Annotated in this window: 17 protein-coding genes; 9 read left to right on the top strand and 8 right to left on the bottom strand. The window is 65.5% G+C overall.

Translation table 11 applies throughout. The features are described from left to right. Window positions 1–39: 39 nt before the first annotated feature. Both RMCB_RS34345 and tcuA read right to left on the bottom strand, forming a co-directional pair. On the bottom strand, window positions 40–1,377 hold the full coding sequence (locus tag RMCB_RS34345; RefSeq protein ID WP_029371689.1) for an MFS transporter: 1,338 nt from the start codon (window positions 1,375–1,377) through the stop codon (window positions 40–42). 250 nt (window positions 1,378–1,627) lie between these two features. Further along, window positions 1,628–3,124, bottom strand: a complete 1,497-nt coding sequence (tcuA, locus tag RMCB_RS34340) for an FAD-dependent tricarballylate dehydrogenase TcuA (RefSeq protein ID WP_062832318.1) — start codon at window positions 3,122–3,124, stop codon at window positions 1,628–1,630. Window positions 3,125–3,289: 165 nt separating this feature from the next. On the opposite strand from tcuA, the gene RMCB_RS36880 reads away from it, so the two are divergent. Beyond that, the gene (locus tag RMCB_RS36880) at window positions 3,290–4,012 is read left to right on the top strand and encodes a FadR/GntR family transcriptional regulator (protein WP_305802560.1); all 723 of its coding nucleotides are present in this window, start codon (window positions 3,290–3,292) and stop codon (window positions 4,010–4,012) included. Between the two features lie 21 nt (window positions 4,013–4,033). Here RMCB_RS36880 and RMCB_RS34330 read toward each other — a convergent pair whose 3' ends face one another. After that, on the bottom strand, window positions 4,034–5,161 hold the full coding sequence (locus RMCB_RS34330; RefSeq protein ID WP_062832459.1) for an acyltransferase family protein: 1,128 nt from the start codon (window positions 5,159–5,161) through the stop codon (window positions 4,034–4,036). A 226-nt stretch (window positions 5,162–5,387) separates the two neighbouring features. Here RMCB_RS34330 and RMCB_RS34325 point away from each other — a divergent pair, with 226 nt between their 5' ends. The 3 genes from RMCB_RS34325 (at window position 5,388) to RMCB_RS34315 (ending at window position 9,161) form a co-directional block, all read left to right on the top strand. Then, window positions 5,388–6,584 (top strand): cell envelope lipid trafficking protein PgfA, encoded by a 1,197-nt coding sequence (locus tag RMCB_RS34325; RefSeq protein WP_029371693.1) that lies wholly within the window; start codon window positions 5,388–5,390, stop codon window positions 6,582–6,584. A 47-nt stretch (window positions 6,585–6,631) separates the two neighbouring features. Next, on the top strand, window positions 6,632–8,263 hold the full coding sequence (locus RMCB_RS34320) for an MmpA family trehalose lipid delivery protein (RefSeq protein WP_109784530.1): 1,632 nt from the start codon (window positions 6,632–6,634) through the stop codon (window positions 8,261–8,263). Between the two features lie 556 nt (window positions 8,264–8,819). After that, window positions 8,820–9,161 carry a hypothetical protein gene (locus tag RMCB_RS34315; protein WP_062832315.1) on the top strand — a complete coding sequence of 114 codons (342 nt, stop codon included), beginning with the start codon at window positions 8,820–8,822 and terminating at the stop codon, window positions 9,159–9,161. A gap of 205 nt (window positions 9,162–9,366) precedes the next feature. On the opposite strand, the gene RMCB_RS34310 is transcribed toward RMCB_RS34315, so the two are convergent. Beyond that, the gene (locus RMCB_RS34310; RefSeq protein WP_062832314.1) at window positions 9,367–10,554 is read right to left on the bottom strand and encodes a glycosyltransferase family 4 protein; all 1,188 of its coding nucleotides are present in this window, start codon (window positions 10,552–10,554) and stop codon (window positions 9,367–9,369) included. 33 nt (window positions 10,555–10,587) lie between these two features. Between RMCB_RS34310 and RMCB_RS34305 the strand changes: the two genes are divergently transcribed. The 3 genes from RMCB_RS34305 to RMCB_RS34295 all read left to right on the top strand — a co-directional run bounded on the left by RMCB_RS34305 (window position 10,588) and on the right by RMCB_RS34295 (window position 13,223). After that, entirely contained in the window at window positions 10,588–11,349 is a 762-nt protein-coding gene (locus tag RMCB_RS34305; RefSeq protein ID WP_062832313.1) for a class I SAM-dependent methyltransferase, read from the top strand. Between the two features lie 57 nt (window positions 11,350–11,406). Further along, window positions 11,407–12,891, top strand: a complete 1,485-nt coding sequence (locus tag RMCB_RS34300; protein WP_029371699.1) for an aldehyde dehydrogenase — start codon at window positions 11,407–11,409, stop codon at window positions 12,889–12,891. Between the two features lie 110 nt (window positions 12,892–13,001). Beyond that, entirely contained in the window at window positions 13,002–13,223 is a 222-nt protein-coding gene (locus RMCB_RS34295; protein WP_062832312.1) for a hypothetical protein, read from the top strand. Window positions 13,224–13,309: 86 nt separating this feature from the next. On the opposite strand, the gene RMCB_RS34290 is transcribed toward RMCB_RS34295, so the two are convergent. Beyond that, the gene (locus tag RMCB_RS34290; RefSeq protein WP_062832311.1) at window positions 13,310–14,113 is read right to left on the bottom strand and encodes a crotonase/enoyl-CoA hydratase family protein; all 804 of its coding nucleotides are present in this window, start codon (window positions 14,111–14,113) and stop codon (window positions 13,310–13,312) included. Window positions 14,114–14,305: 192 nt separating this feature from the next. Here RMCB_RS34290 and RMCB_RS36210 point away from each other — a divergent pair, with 192 nt between their 5' ends. After that, complete coding sequence (locus RMCB_RS36210) at window positions 14,306–14,443, top strand: hypothetical protein (protein WP_165606367.1); 138 nt, start codon at window positions 14,306–14,308, stop codon at window positions 14,441–14,443. A gap of 22 nt (window positions 14,444–14,465) precedes the next feature. Next, window positions 14,466–15,128 (top strand): TetR/AcrR family transcriptional regulator, encoded by a 663-nt coding sequence (locus tag RMCB_RS34285; RefSeq protein ID WP_062832310.1) that lies wholly within the window; start codon window positions 14,466–14,468, stop codon window positions 15,126–15,128. Between the two features lie 102 nt (window positions 15,129–15,230). On the opposite strand, the gene RMCB_RS34280 is transcribed toward RMCB_RS34285, so the two are convergent. The 3 genes from RMCB_RS34280 to RMCB_RS34270 form a co-directional block, all read right to left on the bottom strand. Beyond that, window positions 15,231–16,721: an APC family permease gene (locus RMCB_RS34280; RefSeq protein WP_062832309.1), complete on the bottom strand. Its 1,491-nt coding sequence runs from the start codon at window positions 16,719–16,721 to the stop codon at window positions 15,231–15,233. Window positions 16,722–16,995: 274 nt separating this feature from the next. Further along, a complete protein-coding gene (locus tag RMCB_RS34275; RefSeq protein ID WP_234792354.1) occupies window positions 16,996–17,406 on the bottom strand; it encodes a cupin domain-containing protein in 411 nt (136 codons plus the stop codon). A 277-nt stretch (window positions 17,407–17,683) separates the two neighbouring features. Next, on the bottom strand, window positions 17,684–18,271 hold the full coding sequence (locus tag RMCB_RS34270) for a TetR/AcrR family transcriptional regulator (protein WP_029371143.1): 588 nt from the start codon (window positions 18,269–18,271) through the stop codon (window positions 17,684–17,686). Window positions 18,272–18,450: the final 179 nt, after the last annotated feature.

Genomic DNA, 18,450 nt, shown 5'->3' with positions numbered 1-18,450 from the left:
TGGCATTGCCTGTGGACATGTGCGAATGATGGCGTACCACTAGGTGTTCCGCGCCTGAACGGTCGATCTGACACCACTGAATCCGTTGTCGTCCCGATAGGTTTCCCGGGTCGATGCGGCCGCGAACAATGTGACGGCCGCCGTGGCGATGACGTAAACGCAGACAGGCCACGGCGATCCGCCGGCTGCTGCCATGAGTGCCGTGGCGATCAACGGCGTCGGACCACCTGCGAATGTCGAAGCCAACTGGCTCCCGAGCGACATGCCGCTGTAGCGGTGCCGGGCGCTGAACATCTCGGCGAAGAATCCGGCCTGCGGCCCGTACATGGCTGCCCACGGCGTGGCCATCAGCACAGCGGCGACGCACAGCATCGCGGGGTGTCCGGTCTGCACAAGCCAGAAGAACGGAAATATCACGGCTGCAACGCCGATGGCCCCGGCCATGTAGACACTGCGCCTACCGACCCGGTCGGACAGCGCAGCGAAGAACGGGAGAGCGACGATACCGAAAGCGCCTGCGACGGTGACGGCAATGAGCGCCGTGGTGCGAGAGAAGCCCACTTCTTTTGTCGCATAGCTGATCAGCAGGGTCGCAAAGACGTAGAACGAGATGTTCTCGGCCCACCGCATGCCCAGTGCCTGCAGCACTTCCCGCTTCTGGGTGCGCAGTACCTCCACGATGGGCCTGCGCGCCACCTGATCCTCGTCTTTGACGCGCTGAAAGGATGGGGTCTCGGCGATTCTGGTCCTGATCAACAATCCGACGGCGATCAGCACGACGCTCAAGAGGAAGGGCACCCGCCATCCCCATGCGATGAACTGGTCGTCAGGCAGTCCGCCGAGCACCGCGAAGGTTCCGGTGGCCAGCAAAAGCCCTACGGGCGCCCCGATCTGAGGAAAGCTGCCGTTGAGTCCGCGCTTTCCCGACGGGGCGTGCTCGACGGCCAGCAATACCGCTCCGCCCCATTCGCCCCCGAGCCCGAGACCTTGGATGAACCGGAGTACGACCAACAGGGCGGGTGCCCAAACCCCGATCGAGCCGTAGGTCGGTAGCACGCCGATCAGAAATGTCGCGCCACCCATCATCGACAACGTGACGACCAGGGTGCGCTTGCGTCCGATGCGGTCTCCGAAATGGCCGAAGATCACGCCGCCGAGTGGCCGGGCGAAATAGCCCACCGCGAAGGTCGCGAACGATGCCATCAGCCCGGCGGTGGGGCTGGCTTTCGGGAAGAACAGGTGACCGAACACCAATGCGGCGGCGGTCGAGTAGATGAAGAAGTCATACCACTCGACGACCGTGCCGGCGAGGCTGGCCAGTGCGGCGTGCATCGGTGTCTTCCTGGTGATGCCTTGACTCACGAGCGTTTCGTCCATGACCTGTGCGCTCCTTCTGTGATGTGTGCCACTGGGGCCGGACGAGAGGAATATCATCAGATGGTCTGATGTCTGTCAATCGGTTCGAGGCTTTCGATTTCGACGAATTCCGTTGTGTTCATGAGCTTTTCGCAGACAGCACGGAGCCTTGCCGCCGCCAGTACCGAATCGACGGCAAGGCTCCGCCTCCACGCGGACGCCCTGCGTGGAGATGTCGCTGCCCCTGGAGGAGGGGTGTGGGGCAGCCCCGCTAGGAGAGTGCCGCCGCGGGCGTCGCACCACGCAGCGCCGCGGCAGCTGCCGCAACGCCCGCTGCCCGCCCGGTGACCGAGCCACAGACCAGGCCCGAACCCGCAGGGTAACTGTGGTAGAAGAACCCTCCGGTCATCTCGCCGATGGCGTACAAGCCCGGTATCGGCGTCCCCGTCCCCGCGTCGAGGACCCGCGCGCCACGATCGATCCGCAGACCACCGAACGTGAACGTGATGCCGCCCGTGAACGGGTACAACCGGAACGGCGGCGTATCAATTCGCTGTGCCCAGTTGCTCTTCGGCGGATCGATCCCGCGCGTCGCCTTACCGTCCCTGACCGTGCTGTCGAAGACGACGAGATCATCGACGGCCGCGTTGTACTCACGGACTGTCCGCGCGAACTTCTCCGGGTCGAGCCCGGCCTGACGGGCGAGCTCCGGCAGGCTGTCGGCCTGGTACACCGTTGCGTCGCCGTAGCGCGGGTCGAGAAGTTCGGCGACCTTGTCGTCGAACAACTGGTAGCCAATGGCGTTGGGCTGCTTGAGAACTGCCTTGCCGACCGCGACGTAGTTCTGCGGCGCCCAGTCCCGTCCCTCGTCGATGAACCGCTCAGCCTGTTCATTGACGGCGATGCCGAACAGAAAGCTCGTCCGGTTCGTCCGTTCACCCGTTTCGAGTGTCCCCTGCTTGGGCGAGTTCACATCGATCGGCGCGGCGTGGCAGTCGGCCCAGTGCCCGTATGTGGCGGCACCAACGCGCAGGGCTGCGTCGAGCAGTTCGCCCGTGTTGTACGGAACACCACGCACTTTCACGAGGTTCCACTCCGGGCCCAGATACCTGGTCCGCATCTCGGGGTTGGCCTCGAACCCACCGCAACCCAGGATCACCTCGCCGTAGAGGTCTTCGGTGTATCCCGAATCGTTTCGGATCCGCACCCCGACCACACCACCGATGTCGTCCCTGATCAGATCGATTGCCGCGGTGCCGTAACGGATTTCGCAGCCCGCCCGCTCGACGGCCGCGAACTCCATCGCGGTGAGGCCTTCACCGCCGCCCGCGGACTGCAGCACCAACCCGTTGCGGTAGACGGTCTTGCCGCCCTCGGCCGTCGTCAGATACTGCGCGAACTCGAAGTCGATGCCGTGGCCCTTCATCCAGCGCAGGACATCCTGGCTTTCCGAGACCAGCCACTCGGTGAGATCCGGATCGGCCTCGCCCCTCGATGTCTGCATGATCGCGTTCGTGAACGTCTCCGCCGTGTAGGGCTCGACCGTCACCGCACCACTGGTTGCCGCGTCGTTACCCAAAAGCTCGTCCACGGTGGACAATTCTTCAAAGGCAAACCTCACCAGGCCTGCCGTGTACCGCGTGTTGCCCCCGCGTTGGTCCCGGGGCGCCTTCTCCAGCACGGTGACATCCGCGCCGGCGTCCGACGCGGCCAACGCCGCCACCAACGCTGCGTTGCCCGCTCCGACAACGATGACTCGCTTTGCCATCCTCGCTACCTCCATATCCATCAGATCAGCAGACGTCTGATCATTGACGCGGCAACGGTCCGTTGTCAATCCCCGCCCTACAGATCCGCGGTGCGGCGGGCGGTGTTGTATCGTCCACAACGAAACGTCAGACCATCACCCCAATCCATGGAGGGTCCGTCAGTGGTGTCTCGCGCCAAATCAGGCGGCGGCAAGGCCGATTCGGTCCTTCCCACCGTCAACCGGGTGAGCCGGCTGCGCCTGGCCGACCAGATCATCAGCGAGCTCCAGACCGCAATCACCAACGGCGAGTTGAAGGTGGGTGACAGGCTGCCCCCGGAACCGGTGCTGATGGAACGCTTCGGGGTGGGACGGTCGACAGTGCGCGAAGCCGTGCGTGCGCTCGTCCACAGCGGTGTACTCCGCGTGCAGGTCGGCGACGGCACCTACGTCTCGGCGACGCCTGGTGCGGGCGACACGCTGACGGACAAGATCAGGCGCGCCAGCATTGCCGAGCTGTTCGATGTCCGGCGCGCGTTCGAGATGTCGGTCGCCGGCCTGGCCGCGCGGAACCGCTCCGAGGAAGACCTTCTACAGCTGCGGGAGGCTGCGCAGGCATGCGAGATCGCAGCGCAGCACGATGACCCGGAAGCATTCGTCGAAGCCGACTACGCATTCCACATGCAGATCGCCACGGCCACCAAGAACGTGCTGCTGGTCGACCTCTACAGCGAATTGCGCGGTGCCGTCAGGACCCAGCTGCGCGAGCAGCCGGATGTCACCGACGGAATCTCCCACCATGCGCTCACCCTGCACAACAAGCTTTTGAAAGCGTTGCAGGACAAGGACAGCCGCGCAGCAGAACGAATCTGGGCCGCGACGCCGAACCCCTACCTCGTCAACGAGTAGGCACGGCCGCCCGACGACATCTCAGCGCAGCGCGGGCTGCGGCTCGGGTTCGGGTTCGTCGGTGATCGAGCTGTCCAGCGGCGGGACCGGACGCTGATGGCGGTACTCCCAGCGCCGGAACGCCTCTCGGCACGGTGACTCCACCACGGCGTAACTGACCGCAGCCATGGCGAAACCGAACACCAGCGTCAGCACCAGGACCGCAGGCATGCCACCGTTGAACAGGAATTCCCCGATCATCGGGAACACCATCGCCAGCGCGGCCAGGTGCCACACGAACAAACCGTAGGACCAGCGGCCCAGGGTCACCATCACCCGGCTGCCGAGGATGCGGTGCGGGGTGTCGGGCCGGTCGAGGACCAGCGGCGCCAGCAGTGCGGCGGCAAGCACCGCACCCATCGCCGTCTTCAGCGTGACCTGCGTGACCGACCCCGGGCGCAGCCCGTCCATCCCGGCCATGGGCGATGCCCCGATCGCGAACGCCACCAGCGCGACCAACCCCATCAGCAGCGGGTTGCGGCCCAGGCGGTGCGCCCGGCCGAACGGCGTGACCGTCAGCTCGGCCAGCACCATCCCGCCCGCGAACCACGAGAAGAACGCGGGCGGCCAGTTCCACGGGTTCTGCCCGGTGCTGCCGTCGAACGGGATCCACACCCAGGCCAGGCTGAGCACGGCCACCGCGGTGATCACCCCGATGCGGGCCCGCACCGGAAGCTGGCGCGCCAGCAGCGCCAGGAACGGCAGCGCCAGATAGAAGGTGACCTCGACCGACAGGCTCCACATCTGGGTCAGCCCGGCGGTCAGGGTCAGCGGAACGTAGATCTGCGTGAGCGTGAGGTTGGCCAGCCACACCGTGAAGTCGGCCTTCGCCTCCGGAAGCAACAGCAGGATCACCACGACCGCCACCACGTACCCCGGCATGATGCGCGCCACGCGGGAGCGCAGGTAATGCCCCGTCGGCGGCCGCGGCCGCAATCCGCGGGCGGCGGCAGCGTGACCGCGCCACAGCAGAAAGCCCGACAGCGCGAAGAACACCGCCACGGCCAGGTCGAACCTGCCGAAGATGCGCCCGAAGAAGCCACCGCCGGTGTGGCCGGTCTGGAACGCGACGTGGGTGAGCACGACGCCCATGGCGGCGCAGGCACGCATGCCCTCCACCGCCGGCAGGAAGCTCCTTGTCCCGCCGACCTCGGAGTTCGGGTCCGAATGCCGGGTCACCACGACGACCAGTGTGCCGGGAGGACGCAAACACACCAAACGGGCCGAAGTGCCACCACAGGATGCCCTTGTCGTAAGTAATGGCCTTAAATAGTGCTGTTAGGGTCGAACGGGTTTGCCCTGAGGACAAGTTGGCCCACACCAAAGGAGGCCCGGTTTGAACCGCGCTGTGGCGCTGCGTATCGCAGCATGCGGATTGATGGGGCTGGGTGCCGCCCTGTTGATCGCCGCCCTGCTGCTGACGACCTACACCAAGGGCAAGATCGCCAAGATCCCGCTCAACCTGGACACCACGCTGGTCAGCGAGGGCACCGGAACCGCGTTCGACCCGGCGTCGCTGTCGGCCGAGAAGTTCTCGGTGGACCGGAACGTGCCGGTTGCGATGCAACAGCAGATGAGCGTGGAATCTCCGGCCAACGCCGAGGTGGTGACCCTGCAGGTGGGCACGTCCCTGCGGCGGACCGATCGCCAGCAGGACACCGGCCTGTTGTTGGCCATGGTCGACACCGTCACCATGAACCGCAGCACGGCGCTGGCGGTGTCGTCGGACAACAACCCCGGCGGCTCGGTGCAGAAACCCCGCGGCATGGAAGACCAGAAGCCGCCCACCAGCGTGGCGCTGCCGCACGAGGGTTTGACCTACCGGTTCCCGTTCGACACGGAAAAAAAGACCTACCAGATGTTCGACCCGATCGCGCAGAAGCCATTCGACGCGAACTACGACGGTGAAGAAGACGTCAACGGGCTAACCACCTACCGGTTCACGCAGAACGTCGGCTACGACGCCGACGGCAAGCTGGTCGAGCCGGTGAAGTACGCGTCGCTCTACGAGGACGACGTCGACAGCACCGTCAAGGCGCGAGCCTCGGTGTGGGGTGTGCCGGGCGAGCCGGACGAAGAAATCACGATGAACCGCTACTACGCGGCTCAGCGCACGTTCTGGGTGGATCCGGTCTCGGGCACCATCGTCAAGGCCACCGACCACGGCTACCAGTACTACGCCCGCGATCCGCTGAAGCCCGAGGTCACCTACGTCGATTACAAGGTGACCTCCAGCGAGAGCACCATCGAATCGCAGGTGGCTTCTGCCCGCGACGAACGCGACCGGGTGTCGCTGTGGTCGCGTGTTCTGCCCATCACGTTCACCGCGCTGGGCCTGGTCACCCTGATCGGCGGCGGGCTGCTGGCCTGGTTCGCACTGCGCGCCGAATCGACGCTGATCGACCCGGGCCTCGACACCGCCGACCACGGCTTCTTCGACACTCAGGGCATCCAAGTACCTGGAGCGGAAGCCAAGACCGAGAAGCTGCCCGCACAGCGCCCGTCTGACCTGCCACCGGACCGACCAGTCTGATTTCCTCCCGGTTCTGGGTGCCGGCCTATGCGCTGGTGCTGTCGCTGATGGTGACGGCGCCGGTGCTGGGCCCCGGCTACCTGCTGCTGCGCGACGCGGTCTCGACACCGCGTTCGTATCTGACCGACGCCGCGCTGGGCCTGTCCGAGGCGGCCCCGCGCGCGCTCCCGCAGGACTTCTTAATCGCGGTGACCTCGGCGGTGCTCAATGGCGGCGTGGTGGTCAAGGTGCTGCTGCTGGGCGGCCTGTGGCTGGCCGGCTGGGGCGCGGCGCGGCTGGCCGCCGAGGTGCTGTCCCCGGGCCTGCCCGGGCAGTTCATCGCAGCCACGCTGGCCGTATGGAATCCCTACGTCGCCGAGCGGTTGTTGCAGGGCCACTGGAGTCTGCTGGTCGGTTACGGCTGTCTGCCGTGGGTGGCGACGGCGGTGGTGCGGTTGCGCACGTGTGCCCACACGCGAGGAGGACCAACTGGCACCCGCGGACGGGCAGCGCTGGCGCTGGCGTTTTGGATCGCTGTCGCGGGGCTGACTCCGACGGGTCTGCTGCTGGCCCTGCTGGTGGCGCTGACGTGTGTCGCAGTGCCCGGAGACGGGTGGGCCCGCCTGCGGGTTGCGGGACTCAGCGTGGCCGCCGCGATGCTGGCCGCGATGCCGTGGTTGACGGCCGCGCTGGTCGGCGATGCCGTCGACGCGTCGGCGGCGGACTCGTCGGCCGGAATTCACGCGTTCGCGGCACGGGCCGAACCGGGGCTCGGCACGCTCGGCAGCCTGGCCGGGCTCGGCGGCATCTGGAACAGTGCGGCCACACCGGCCTCCCGGGCCTCGCTGTTCGCGGTTCTGGCCACCGTCGTACTCCTCGGCGTGGTGGTGGCCGGGCTGCCGGTCGTCTTACGCATACCTGCCCGACGCATGACGCTGCCGTTGCTGGTCCTGGCGGCCGTCGCGGTCGTCGGCCCGGCGTTGCTGGCCACCGGGCCCGGGCTGGCGTTCGTCGAGAGCGCGGTGCGGACCATTCCTGGCCTGGGCGTGCTGCGCGACGGGCAGAAGTGGGTGGCCCTGGCCATGCCCGGCTACACGCTGGCGGCCGCGGCCGCACCGGTGACGCTGCGCCGACTGCTGCCTGCGACGGCGACGGCCGCGGTGTGCTGCGTGGCGTTGATCGCCGTGCTGCCCGATCTGGCGTGGGGCGTGGGCGGCCAGATGCGGGCCGTGCACTATCCGGCCGGTTGGGCCGCCGCGGCCGCCCAGATCAACGCCGACCCGCGCCCGGTGGCGGTGCTGCCGCCGGATGTGATGCGGCAGTTCTCGTGGTCGGGGCCCGCCCCAGTGCTCGACCCGCTGCCCCGCTGGCTGCGCGCGGAGGTTCTCACCACGGGTGATCTATCGATCGGCGGGCGCATCGTGCCCGGCGAAGGCGCGCGCGCCCGTGCCGTGCAGGACATGTTGCTCTCGGGTGCGTCGCCGCAGCAGTTGGCCGACGCGGGGGTGGGCTGGGTGGTGCGCGAAACCGACGGCGACATCGTGGTTCAGCGGATCGGCGGCTCGTCGCCCGCAGCGACGCATCGTGGTCTGCTGATCGCCGCGCACCTTGTGTGGTTGGGGTTGCTGATCGTCACGGGCGTGGGGCTGGCGGCGCGGACCGTGCGCAGTGCGCGTCGACGCCGACGAATTACGTCATGACGACCTCGCAGTTGGATAAATTGACCCTCAGCTAACTAATTGCGCGCGAATAGACTTAGCAATGTCGAAATTGGCGAGACTTGGCATCGGTAAGGACTTCATGCTGGAGTTCTCCCGCCTAGATAGCCCGTCGCCATGAAGGTCCGTGAGATGTTCGGCAAGTTCGCAGAGGCGACACACACGGAAATCCATCTGGAGCCGATCAAGGCTGGCCCCAGGACAAGCAGCTGCACTCGATCCAGATCGACAAGTACTGGCGCGGCGTGATTCTGAGGCGGGAGCGATGAACCTCGAAAACACTTCAGCTCCCTCTCAAGGCAGCATCAATCCAAAATCAGCACAATGCCAGGGCACAGTCCGAGGAGCTAACAGGGTAGCCAGCCGCTCACGATACGGTCTGCGGCCGACAAGCGGTCGCGATGCATGTCCCCGGCTCCAAATACGCCTGGGCGAGCTCATCCGACGAACTCCGGAGGAAACTCATGCCGGTCCGCGCGCAAATCTTGAGTTGGGCGGGCCTGCGGAATCCCAACGTTGTCATAGTAGGAGGCGAGTAGTGAGCGGTTTTGTGCGGTTCGTGGATGGCGACTGGTCCTGGAATTCGTCGATGACGCGGATCATGTTCGACTTGCTCGAGGATCGCCTGCCAGACGGTGACCAGAAGGCCGAGATCGTCGAATTGCGCGACAACAACGTCCTGATGCTGGACCTACGTGATCCGTCGCAGGATCAACTCGTTGCAATCATCACTAACGACCTGAACGATTACCTCGCGAGCCGATTCGACGCCAACGCACGCAAGGATTTTGAAGCGGGCTATTCCGAGTTGCTCCGGTTGGCGACGGCACAGCATCGTCGCAACCAGGGACAGGAAAGCGGCCATGAGACCGCCGGATGATCGTTGGGGACCACGAGAATCCGTATCAATGACACAGCATCAACCGGCCGGGAAGAGGTTCCAGCCCGCCGCGATTGCGGGGGCGAGCCTCAACTAAACACGATCGGGCTTATCTTTGCCCTAAGAGTGATCAGCAGCGCATTCCCACAAGTGATGCCGCGCACCCGATCGGCAAGGTGGTGATTCATTCGATGGGTGCCACCCGTTACACCAGGCCGCTGATGTAGCGCCCGTCGCGGACCGACTCCAGGACCGTGCGCATCGCGTCGGCGCTCTGCGCCCAGGAGAATTCGTCGCTGCGGGCCTGTGCCTTGCTGCCCAACTGGACTCGCAGGACACCGTCGGCGAGCAGTTGGCCGAGCCCGGCGACCAGGCCGTCCCGATCCTCGACCAGCAATCCGGTCACTCCGTCGACGATCGAGTCGGTCAGCCCACCCGAGGCGCGGTAGCCGATGGTCGGCACGCCGTGCTGGGCGGCTTCGGTCACCGCGAGCCCCCAGCCTTCCTTGCGGGACGGCAATACGTGCACCCAACTCTGTTGCAGCACACGGTGTTTGGTCATGTCGTCGACATGGCCGTGGAATGTCACGGCGTCGGTGATGCCCAGCAACTCGGCATGCTCGACCAGTCGCTGCTGCCACCAGCCGCCACCCAGGATGTCCAGGTGCAGGCCGGGGATATCGGCCCGCAGGGTCGCGACAGCCTCCAGCGCATCCTCGATCTGCTTGTGCGGCACCAGCCGCGACAACACCACCACGCGCGGGGTGGCCGACCGCGGCAATTCCAGACTCTGCGCAGGCGCCTCGTCAAGACCGTTGCGTACCACGGCAATTCGGCCGGAATCCACACCGAGTTCGTTGAGGTCGCGCGCCGAGGGCAGCGACACCGTGACGTACTGATTGCGGCGGTGCAGCCGCGGCGACAGCCGCGATTCGACGAACCACCCGATCCGGCCCATCACCGGCCCCGCGACCGGCCACAGCTCGCGGTGGCAGTGGTGCACCAGCACCGCCACCCGGCGGCCGAACGCCAGGCGGGCCAGGAACGGCAGGCCGTTCTGGGTGTCGACGACGACATCGGGCCGGACCCGCCGCAGCGGACCGAGACCGATACGGGCCAGCACCATCGCCAGACCCGCCCAGATGTACACCGTGTAGGGGCCGCCGGCGCGGTTGATCCGCACGCCGTCGACCATCTCGTCGCGCGGCGCTCCCGGATAGCGGGCCGTACGCAAGGTGACGTCGACGCCGCGGGCGGCCAGATATGCGCCGATGCGCTGCACGTAAGCCTCGCTGCCGCCGCCCTGCGGATGCCCGGTATCCCGCCAGCACAGCAGCAGGACAGCGCGTACGCGAGGAGCACCAACCTTCGGCTGGACGGGACGGTCAGACATCGTGTCGAGCGTACCGGTGAGTAGTTTGGGCGGGTGCAGCCCACCGCACTCTTTGCCCGCCGAGCCAGACTGCGCCGCTCGGTGCAACTGCTGAGCGAATTCCGCTTCGAGCAGAGCGACCCCGCCCGGTTCTACGGCGCACTGGCCGAGGACACCGTCGCGATGGTCACTGACCTGTGGACCGGTTGCACCGGTGAGCTCGCGGCGGGACGGACCGTGGTCGACGTGGGCGGTGGGCCCGGTTACTTCGCCTCCGCGTTCGACAGCGCGGGCATGCGCTACGTCGGGGTCGAACCCGATCCCCGCGAAATGCATGCCGGCCCCGCGGGGGACGCCGACGGCGGGATGTTCGTGCGGGCGTCCGGGATGGCACTGCCCTTCGCCGACGGCAGCGTGGACATCTGCCTGTCCTCCAATGTGGCCGAGCACGTGCCGCACCCGTGGCTGTTGGGCAACGAAATGCTGAGGATCACCCGGCCGGGCGGGCTGGTGGTGCTGTCCTACACGGTGTGGCTGGGTCCGTTCGGTGGGCACGAAATGGGGCTGACGCACTATCTCGGCGGGGCGCGTGCCGCGGAGAGGTACACCCGCAAACACGGCCATCGACCCAAGAACGACTACGGGTCGTCGTTGTTCGCGGTGTCCGCCGCCGACGGGCTGCAGTGGGCGGCCAGCACAGGAGCGCTGGTGGCCGCATTTCCCCGCTACCACCCGCGATGGGCTTGGTGGATGACGTCGGTGCCGCGGTTGCGCGAGTTTCTGGTGAGCAATCTGGTGCTCGTCCTGCAGCCGTGAAAATCCACCGATTGGAACAGGTTCTCGTTTTTCCCGAAACTGGGTAATGTGACCTCCATGACACAGAGCTCATCCGCGACCGCGTTTCAGACCGAGTGGGACAAGCTGTTCATCGGCGGCCAGTGGGTCGAGCCGGCCACGGCCGAGGTGATCGAGGTGCACTCCCCCGCCACCGGTGAGCTGGTCGGCAAGGTGCCGCTGGCCACCCAGGCCGATGTGGACGCCGCGTGTGCCGCTGCCCGCGCCGCGTTCGACGACGGCCCGTGGCCCGGCATGAAACCTGCCGAGCGGGCCGCTGTCCTGGCACGCGCGGTCAAGATCATGGAAGAGCGCGCCGACGAACTGAAGTTCCTGCTGGCCGCCGAAACCGGTCAGCCCGCCAGCATCGTCGACATGATGCAGTACGGCGCGGCGATGTCGTCGTTCAACTACTACGCCACCTCCGCCGTCGACAAGTTCAGCTGGAGCGAGATCCGCGACGGCATCTATGGCCAGACCTTGGTGACACGCGAGCCCATCGGCGTCGTCGCTGCGGTCGCGGCCTGGAACGTGCCGTTCTTCCTGGCCGCGAACAAGCTCGGCCCGGCGCTGCTGGCCGGTTGCACGGTCGTCCTCAAGCCGGCTGCCGAGACGCCGCTGTCGGTGTTCGCGATGGTCCGAGCGTTCGCCGAGGCCGGACTACCCGAAGGCGTGCTGTCGGTCGTCCCGGGCGGTCCGGACACCGGGCGTGCGCTGATCGCCAACCCCGAGATCGACAAGTTCACGTTCACCGGATCGAGTGCGGTCGGCAAGGAGATCGGCAAGGTCGCCGCCGAACGGCTCAAGCCGTGCACGCTGGAGCTCGGTGGCAAATCCGCGGCGATCATCCTGGAAGACGCCGACCTCGATTCCACGCTGCCGATGCTGATCTTCTCCGGCCTGATGAACTGCGGCCAGGCCTGCGTCGGACAGACCCGCATCCTGGCGCCGCGGTCCCGCTACGACGAGGTCGTCGAGAAGGTGTCCGCAGGCGTCGCGGCCATGAAGGTCGGCCTCCCCGACGATCCGGCAGCCATGATCGGCCCGCTGATCAGCGAGAAGCAACGCGACCGGGTCGAGGGCTACATCCGCAAGGGCGTGGAGGAAGGCGCGCGCATCGTGACGGGCGGCGGCCGCCCCGAAGGTCTGGATTCGGGCTGGTTCGTGCAGCCGACGGTGTTCGCCGACGTCGACAACGCGATGACCATCGCGCAAGAGGAGATTTTCGGTCCGGTGCTGGTGGTGATCCCGTTCGACACCGAGGAAGACGCCATCCGCATCGCCAACGACTCGGTCTACGGGCTGGCCGGCAGCGTGTACACCACCAACATCCCGAAGGCGATGGAGATCGCGAGCAAGATCCGCACCGGCACCTACGGCGTGAACATGTACGCGTTCGACCCGGGCGCGCCGTTCGGCGGATACAAGAACTCGGGCATCGGCCGGGAGAACGGCCCGGAGGGTATCGAGGCCTACTGCCAGGCCAAGAGCGTGCTGCTGCCGTTCGGTTACACACCCGAGTAGGTCTCCGCAGCGGTGACCCTGCCAGGAAACTGGCAGGCGATGCCCAGGTTGTCCAGTTACGGTGGCGCCCGTTCGACCACCCGTAGCAAACGACCCTAGGGAGAAGCCCGATGGCAGTCTCGGTTGATCTGGCCAAATCGCTCGACAAGGCTTACGAGGAGAAGAGCCTCAAGGAAATCCTGGATGCGTCGCCCGCGGCGCTGGCCGGCGTGACCGACGCCGACGCCAAGCACCTCGAGGAAGCATTCAACATCAAGACCGTGCGCCAGCTGGGCGCCAACAAGTTCTTCGCCGTCGCGGCCGCTCTGGTGGCGCTGGAGAACGCCGGCTGATTTCCCCCGCGCGAGTTCCCGCGCGAGCAGACGTGAAGGTCCCCTTTTTTGCCGAAAAAGGGGACCTTCACGTCTGTTCGGCAAACCTAGCGACCCGTGAATGACGCCGCGCGGCGCTCGATGAACGACTGCACACCCTCCGCGGCGTCGGCGGTGCCGAACAGTTTCGCGACATCCGGGCGCAACCGCGCGATGGCCGCGGCATCGCCCTCATTGGCGGCGGTATGGGCCGAGGCCAGAGTGGCTCGCACACCCAGCGGCGCGGCCCGGTCGGCGATGGTATGGGCAATCTCGCGAGCCCGCGCGATCGCCGCCGCGGCGTTCTCTCCGACCTCCTGCACCAGCCCGATCCGATAGGCCTCGGCAGCGTCGAACTCGTCACCGGTCAGCAACCACCGCATCGCGTTGCCCCAGCCCGTCTGGCGCGGCAATCGCAAGGTGGCGCCGCCGAACGGGTAGATGCCGCGCAGCACCTCGATCTGGGCGAACCGGGTGTCCGCAGCGGCGATCCGAATGTCGGCCGCCAGCAGCAGTTCGATGCCGAGTGTCAGACACCGCCCCTGAGCCGCGGCCACGACCGGCTTCGTCCAGTCGCCGTCGAGCCGCCACGGGTCACGTCCGTCGTCCGGAGCAGGCAGACTGCCGCCCGCGATGTGCGGTGCGACGTTGACGAGGTCGAGACCCGCCGTGAAGTGATCGCCGTGGGCAAACAAGACCCCGGCCCTCAGCTCGTCGTCGGCCTCGAGCAGTCCGTAGGCCCGGGATAAATCCGTGAGCATCGTGACGTTGAAGGCATTGCGCTTCTCCGGCCGGTTCAGCCCCATCAGCAGGACATGCCCGTCCCGCTCCAAGGTCACCGTCTCGAGGGTCAACGCACTGGTACCGGTCATGGACGGAGTCAACTCCACAACGTCCAATTATGCAAGGCATCATAATTTCAGAATGATCACAATCAAGCCAGCAAACACATTGGGAAGCTGTTAACCTGCTATTCTGCTAGGTACCAGCACACTGGTTAGCCGATCGTTACTCAGCGCCGGTTATGTCTGAATATGCTCGACAACATAGAAGGGTGGTGCACGATGTGGGTCGTAGAAGTCAACATCGCCGGTCACCGGTTCACCCACCAGATCCGCACACCGCACGCCCCGACGCTGCACGTCAGCCCACGCGGCCTGCTGCGGCGGCCGACACAACTTGTCCAGGAACGTGTTGCCTGATCCCGTAACTTCGCTCGCCGAGATGCCCGATCCCGTCGCTCCGCTCGCCCAGGTGCCCCGCACCAAGCGCGGCTCCACCCGCACCCGCATGCTTGTCAGCGCCGTCGAGGTGCTTCGGGAACGCGGCGCGGCAGGCGTGACCATCGACGAGGTGTTGTCCCGCAGCGGCGCTCCGCGCGGTTCGGTGTATCACCATTTCCCCGATGGCCGGAACCAGATCCTCGCCGAGGCGTTGCAACTGGCGGGCAACACCATCGGAACCGTCATCGACCGGGACGCCGAGGGCGGGGGCCTGCCGCTGGTCCGCACGTTCGTGGAGTTCTGGGAGCGACTGCTCGCCGACAGCGACTTCACGGCGGGCTGCCCGGTGGTCGCCGCGGCGATCGGCCCGCTCGACGACGAACCGCAACTCACCGAAGCAGCAGGCGAGATCTTCGGCCGCTGGCGCGCCGCGCTGACCCGAGCCTTTGCCGCCGACGGCTTCGACCGACCCGACGCCGCATCGCTGGCAGTCATGTGTATCGCCGCACTCGAAGGCGCCGTGGTGCTGTGCCGCTCGTCGCGCACCGCCGAGCCGCTGCGCGATGTGGCTGAGCAACTCGAATTCCTCATCAAGTCACGTGAATTCGTCCGGCGTAACGGCTTGCCGACAGCCAAGGCACCAAAGGTGGCCCCGCCCAGCTGAACTGCCGCGGGTACGCGAAACCCTCTGGGCCGCAAAAGATCCACGCAAAGACCCTGCAGTTGATGAACTGCAGGGTCTTCGCTTCTCCGGTTACCGCGCCACTCAGATCACGCTTCGGTCCACCTGTTGGGTGGCGATGACATCGTCTGCTGCGTTCGTGGCAGATCTCCGTTCTTTCTCGGCGCGAGACCTCACCTCGTGCTGCGTGTACAGCCAGATCGGGATGAAGGACGCCAGCACCACGAAGCCGAGTAGCGTTGAGGTCCAGCCGATTTCGAGACTGTTGAGGTAGACCACACCGATCACACACAGCGGCAGGTTGAACAGACCGAAGGCGAGGGCGACCCACTTCCAGCCCTTGGGCGCCTTGAAGGGCCGTTCCAGGTTGGCGAAGGCGGGATTGGTCTTGGCCTTGACGTAGGCGAACAGGCCGATGCCGTTGGCGGCGGTGTAGCCGATGGCGGACGCCGCCAGGATTGCCGGGATAGATCCGATGAAGAGCAGCGCCAGGTTGAATGCCGCGGCGGCGAACATGGCGATGAACGGGGTTCCCCGCCGATTCGTGTGGCCGAGCACTCGGGGCAGGTTGCCCTCCTCTGCCATGGAGTGCAGGGCGCGAGCGGAACCCAGGTACGCGGTTTGGATGATGAGGATCATCGCCGCGATCAGCATGATGATGGTGATGGTGGTGCCGGCGTCACCGAAAACGGCATGGGCGACGGGGACGAGGGGTGAGATCGGTTCGGCCTGAACACCATCGACGCCGAGGACGCCGATGACCACGGCTTGAACCAGGACGAACGAGAAGAAGCAGATGACGCCGCAGGTGTACAGCGCCTTGGGGACGTCCCTGCCGGGGTTCTTGTATTCGGGGGCGTAGATGGCGGCCGTTTCCCACCCGCCGGTGCTCCACAGCGCGATAGCGAAGAGGCCGAACAGGATCAGGATGTGATGTGAGTTCCACGACCAGTCGGCCGGTGCCCAGCTGCCGGTGATGTTGGCCATGTCGACGTGGCCGGTGGCGAAGGGTGCGATGGTCAGGACGGCCAGAGGGATCAGGGAAACTGCGGCGAGGATGTAGCCGAGGATGGCGCCGTCCCTGAGGCCGAACCAGTTCACCACGGACAGCAGGGTGAAGATGACAACGCCCGAGAGCAGGCCCAGCTGATATGAGGTGAGGTGGTTGGCCAGCGACGGGAACAGCGCCTCGAGGTAGCCGCCGACCAGGATGGAGAAGATCGACAGTACGGAGCTCCAGGCGAGGGCGTAAAACCACGCGCACGAGCCGCCGAGCAGTTTGCCCTTGTCGTATTTGCCCTTGTAGTTCTCGGTGCGGAACACGTGCTGCACGAAGCCGGGCAGGCCGGAGGCTTCGGGGAATGTGGTGGCCAGTTCGGCGTAGGCGGTGTTCTGAAAGAAGGTCTGAAGGATCGACAGACCCCAGATGAGGATTGCGGCTGCCGCGACGTAGCTGGGCAGGTAGCCCAAGGACGGCAGGATCAGCAGGGGCACACCCAGCGCGATGGCCAGGCCCTGCTTCCAGTCGATCGACCTTTTCAGGTGATCAACTCCATCCAAAGTATCTTGACTCATGAGATTTTCCTTTGGTAGCGGTGAAACTTCGAACAGTTCTGCTGGCTGGTGGAAGGGCTGACCTGCAGCAGGATGAATCGGGCCGGCAGCGGATGCTTGCTTCGCGGCACCCATGACCGCCGTAGAGGTGCACGAGACGGGCGGATATCGGGTTGGCCATTTTCAGTTGGAGGCGGGAGGACATTCCTGATGTCTCTCCCTGTGCCAGCTCACGCCGGCGCCTGTTGAGATCGTCAGGAGCCTGGGCTGGCGCGGCTATGCGGGGACACCGAACTCAGATTTCGAAGTACCGGAAGGAGTGGGATTCCATACCGTCCGGGTTGGGCCCGTAGGTGGCGAGCATCCGGGCGTACACGGGCGCCGAATACCGGCCGGTGCGTCCGGCGTTCACGCGAGCCGAATCGCCGGGCCCCAGGATGACCGACTCGCCATCGCATTCGATGTGGAGCTCACCTTCGATGACGAACGCGGTCTCGGTGTGGGGGTGGAAGTCTTCCCAGCCGCAGCTCTCCAGTTCCCACTCGGAGAGGATGAAATCGTTCCAGGCGCCGACCGGGTCGGCGTTGATGAACCTGCAGCGCATGCGGGGCCATTCGACCTTCAAGGCTTCCATGGGTTTGGCGGGCCAGGAATCGATGGCATTCCCCGTCGTCAGCGTCGACGGCTGGGGACTGAATTTCGTCATTTCATAACCGTTTCTTCAGCGCAATCCGCAATGCGGACACTTATTCGTGAATTCTCGAGGAGAACACTTCTCATACCGGATTTCCGGCTGTTCAAAAGTCGAGCCCGTGGTGGGACACACCGATCCACTTCTTGCCAACCGCGAATGAGGCTCGAGATTGACGGGGCGGGCAAGGTCAACGAAGAACCACGCCCATCACCAACTCATCCCTCGCACTGTGGTCAGTGCAAAGTGTTCAAGTCACCCTGTCGGGTGGATGCCGTTGTGGCCGTTGTGTTTAGACGCCGGCCTTGATCAAAAGCGCATCCACCATCGTGAAAAACATGGACCGGAAATCAGTTGCCGTCGGATCGGTCATGTACTGGATGGCCGCTCCGTCGTAGATCATCAGGAATGACCGGACAAGCGTGGTCATGTCCATCTGGCACTGATCACCGTTGTTCTTGGCCGCGGCAGAGAAGATATTCCCCAACTCCACCACATAGGCGGGGTAAATCTTCGCCGCCAGCGGACTTACCGCTGCGTTACGGGTTGCCCACAGAATGAGTTCGATCTCAGCGAGGAGGCTTGCGGGTTCTTCGGTCAATGAACGCCAGTACTCTTCGGCCACTTGTTCCACGGCCTTACGAAGTCCCAGGTGAACCGAAATCTCGTGGGAGAATAGGTTCAAGTTCTTCAACCATGCTTCGGCGGCCGCGTCCATGAGTTCGCTCTTGTCGTCGAAGCAATAATGGGCGGTGGCCAACGGAGCGTTGGCCTCCTTGGCGATAGCCCGCATGGTTACTGACTGAACGCCTTTACGCCTCATTAGTTCCAGGGTCGCTGAAATCAGCTGTCCTCGTCGTTCGTCTGCGGACACCCGCATAGCCAACCCTCCAGTCTCCTGGTTTCGGTCCATCTGAGAAGCCTCCCCAAGATTATTGCTTGGGCTGAGAAGTTCCCATCTTGCGATTGCAGGAGACTGGGGCATCGGTCAGCTGTGGGTGGGTTGGGGTTGGGTGTGTAGGACTTCGGTGTGGTGGATCAGGGAGGGTCCGGCGCCGG

This window comes from Mycolicibacterium brisbanense, assembly GCF_001570425.1.
In the GTDB taxonomy this organism is placed as follows: domain Bacteria; phylum Actinomycetota; class Actinomycetes; order Mycobacteriales; family Mycobacteriaceae; genus Mycobacterium; species Mycobacterium brisbanense.
This window is presented reverse-complemented; position numbering and strand designations above follow the sequence as displayed.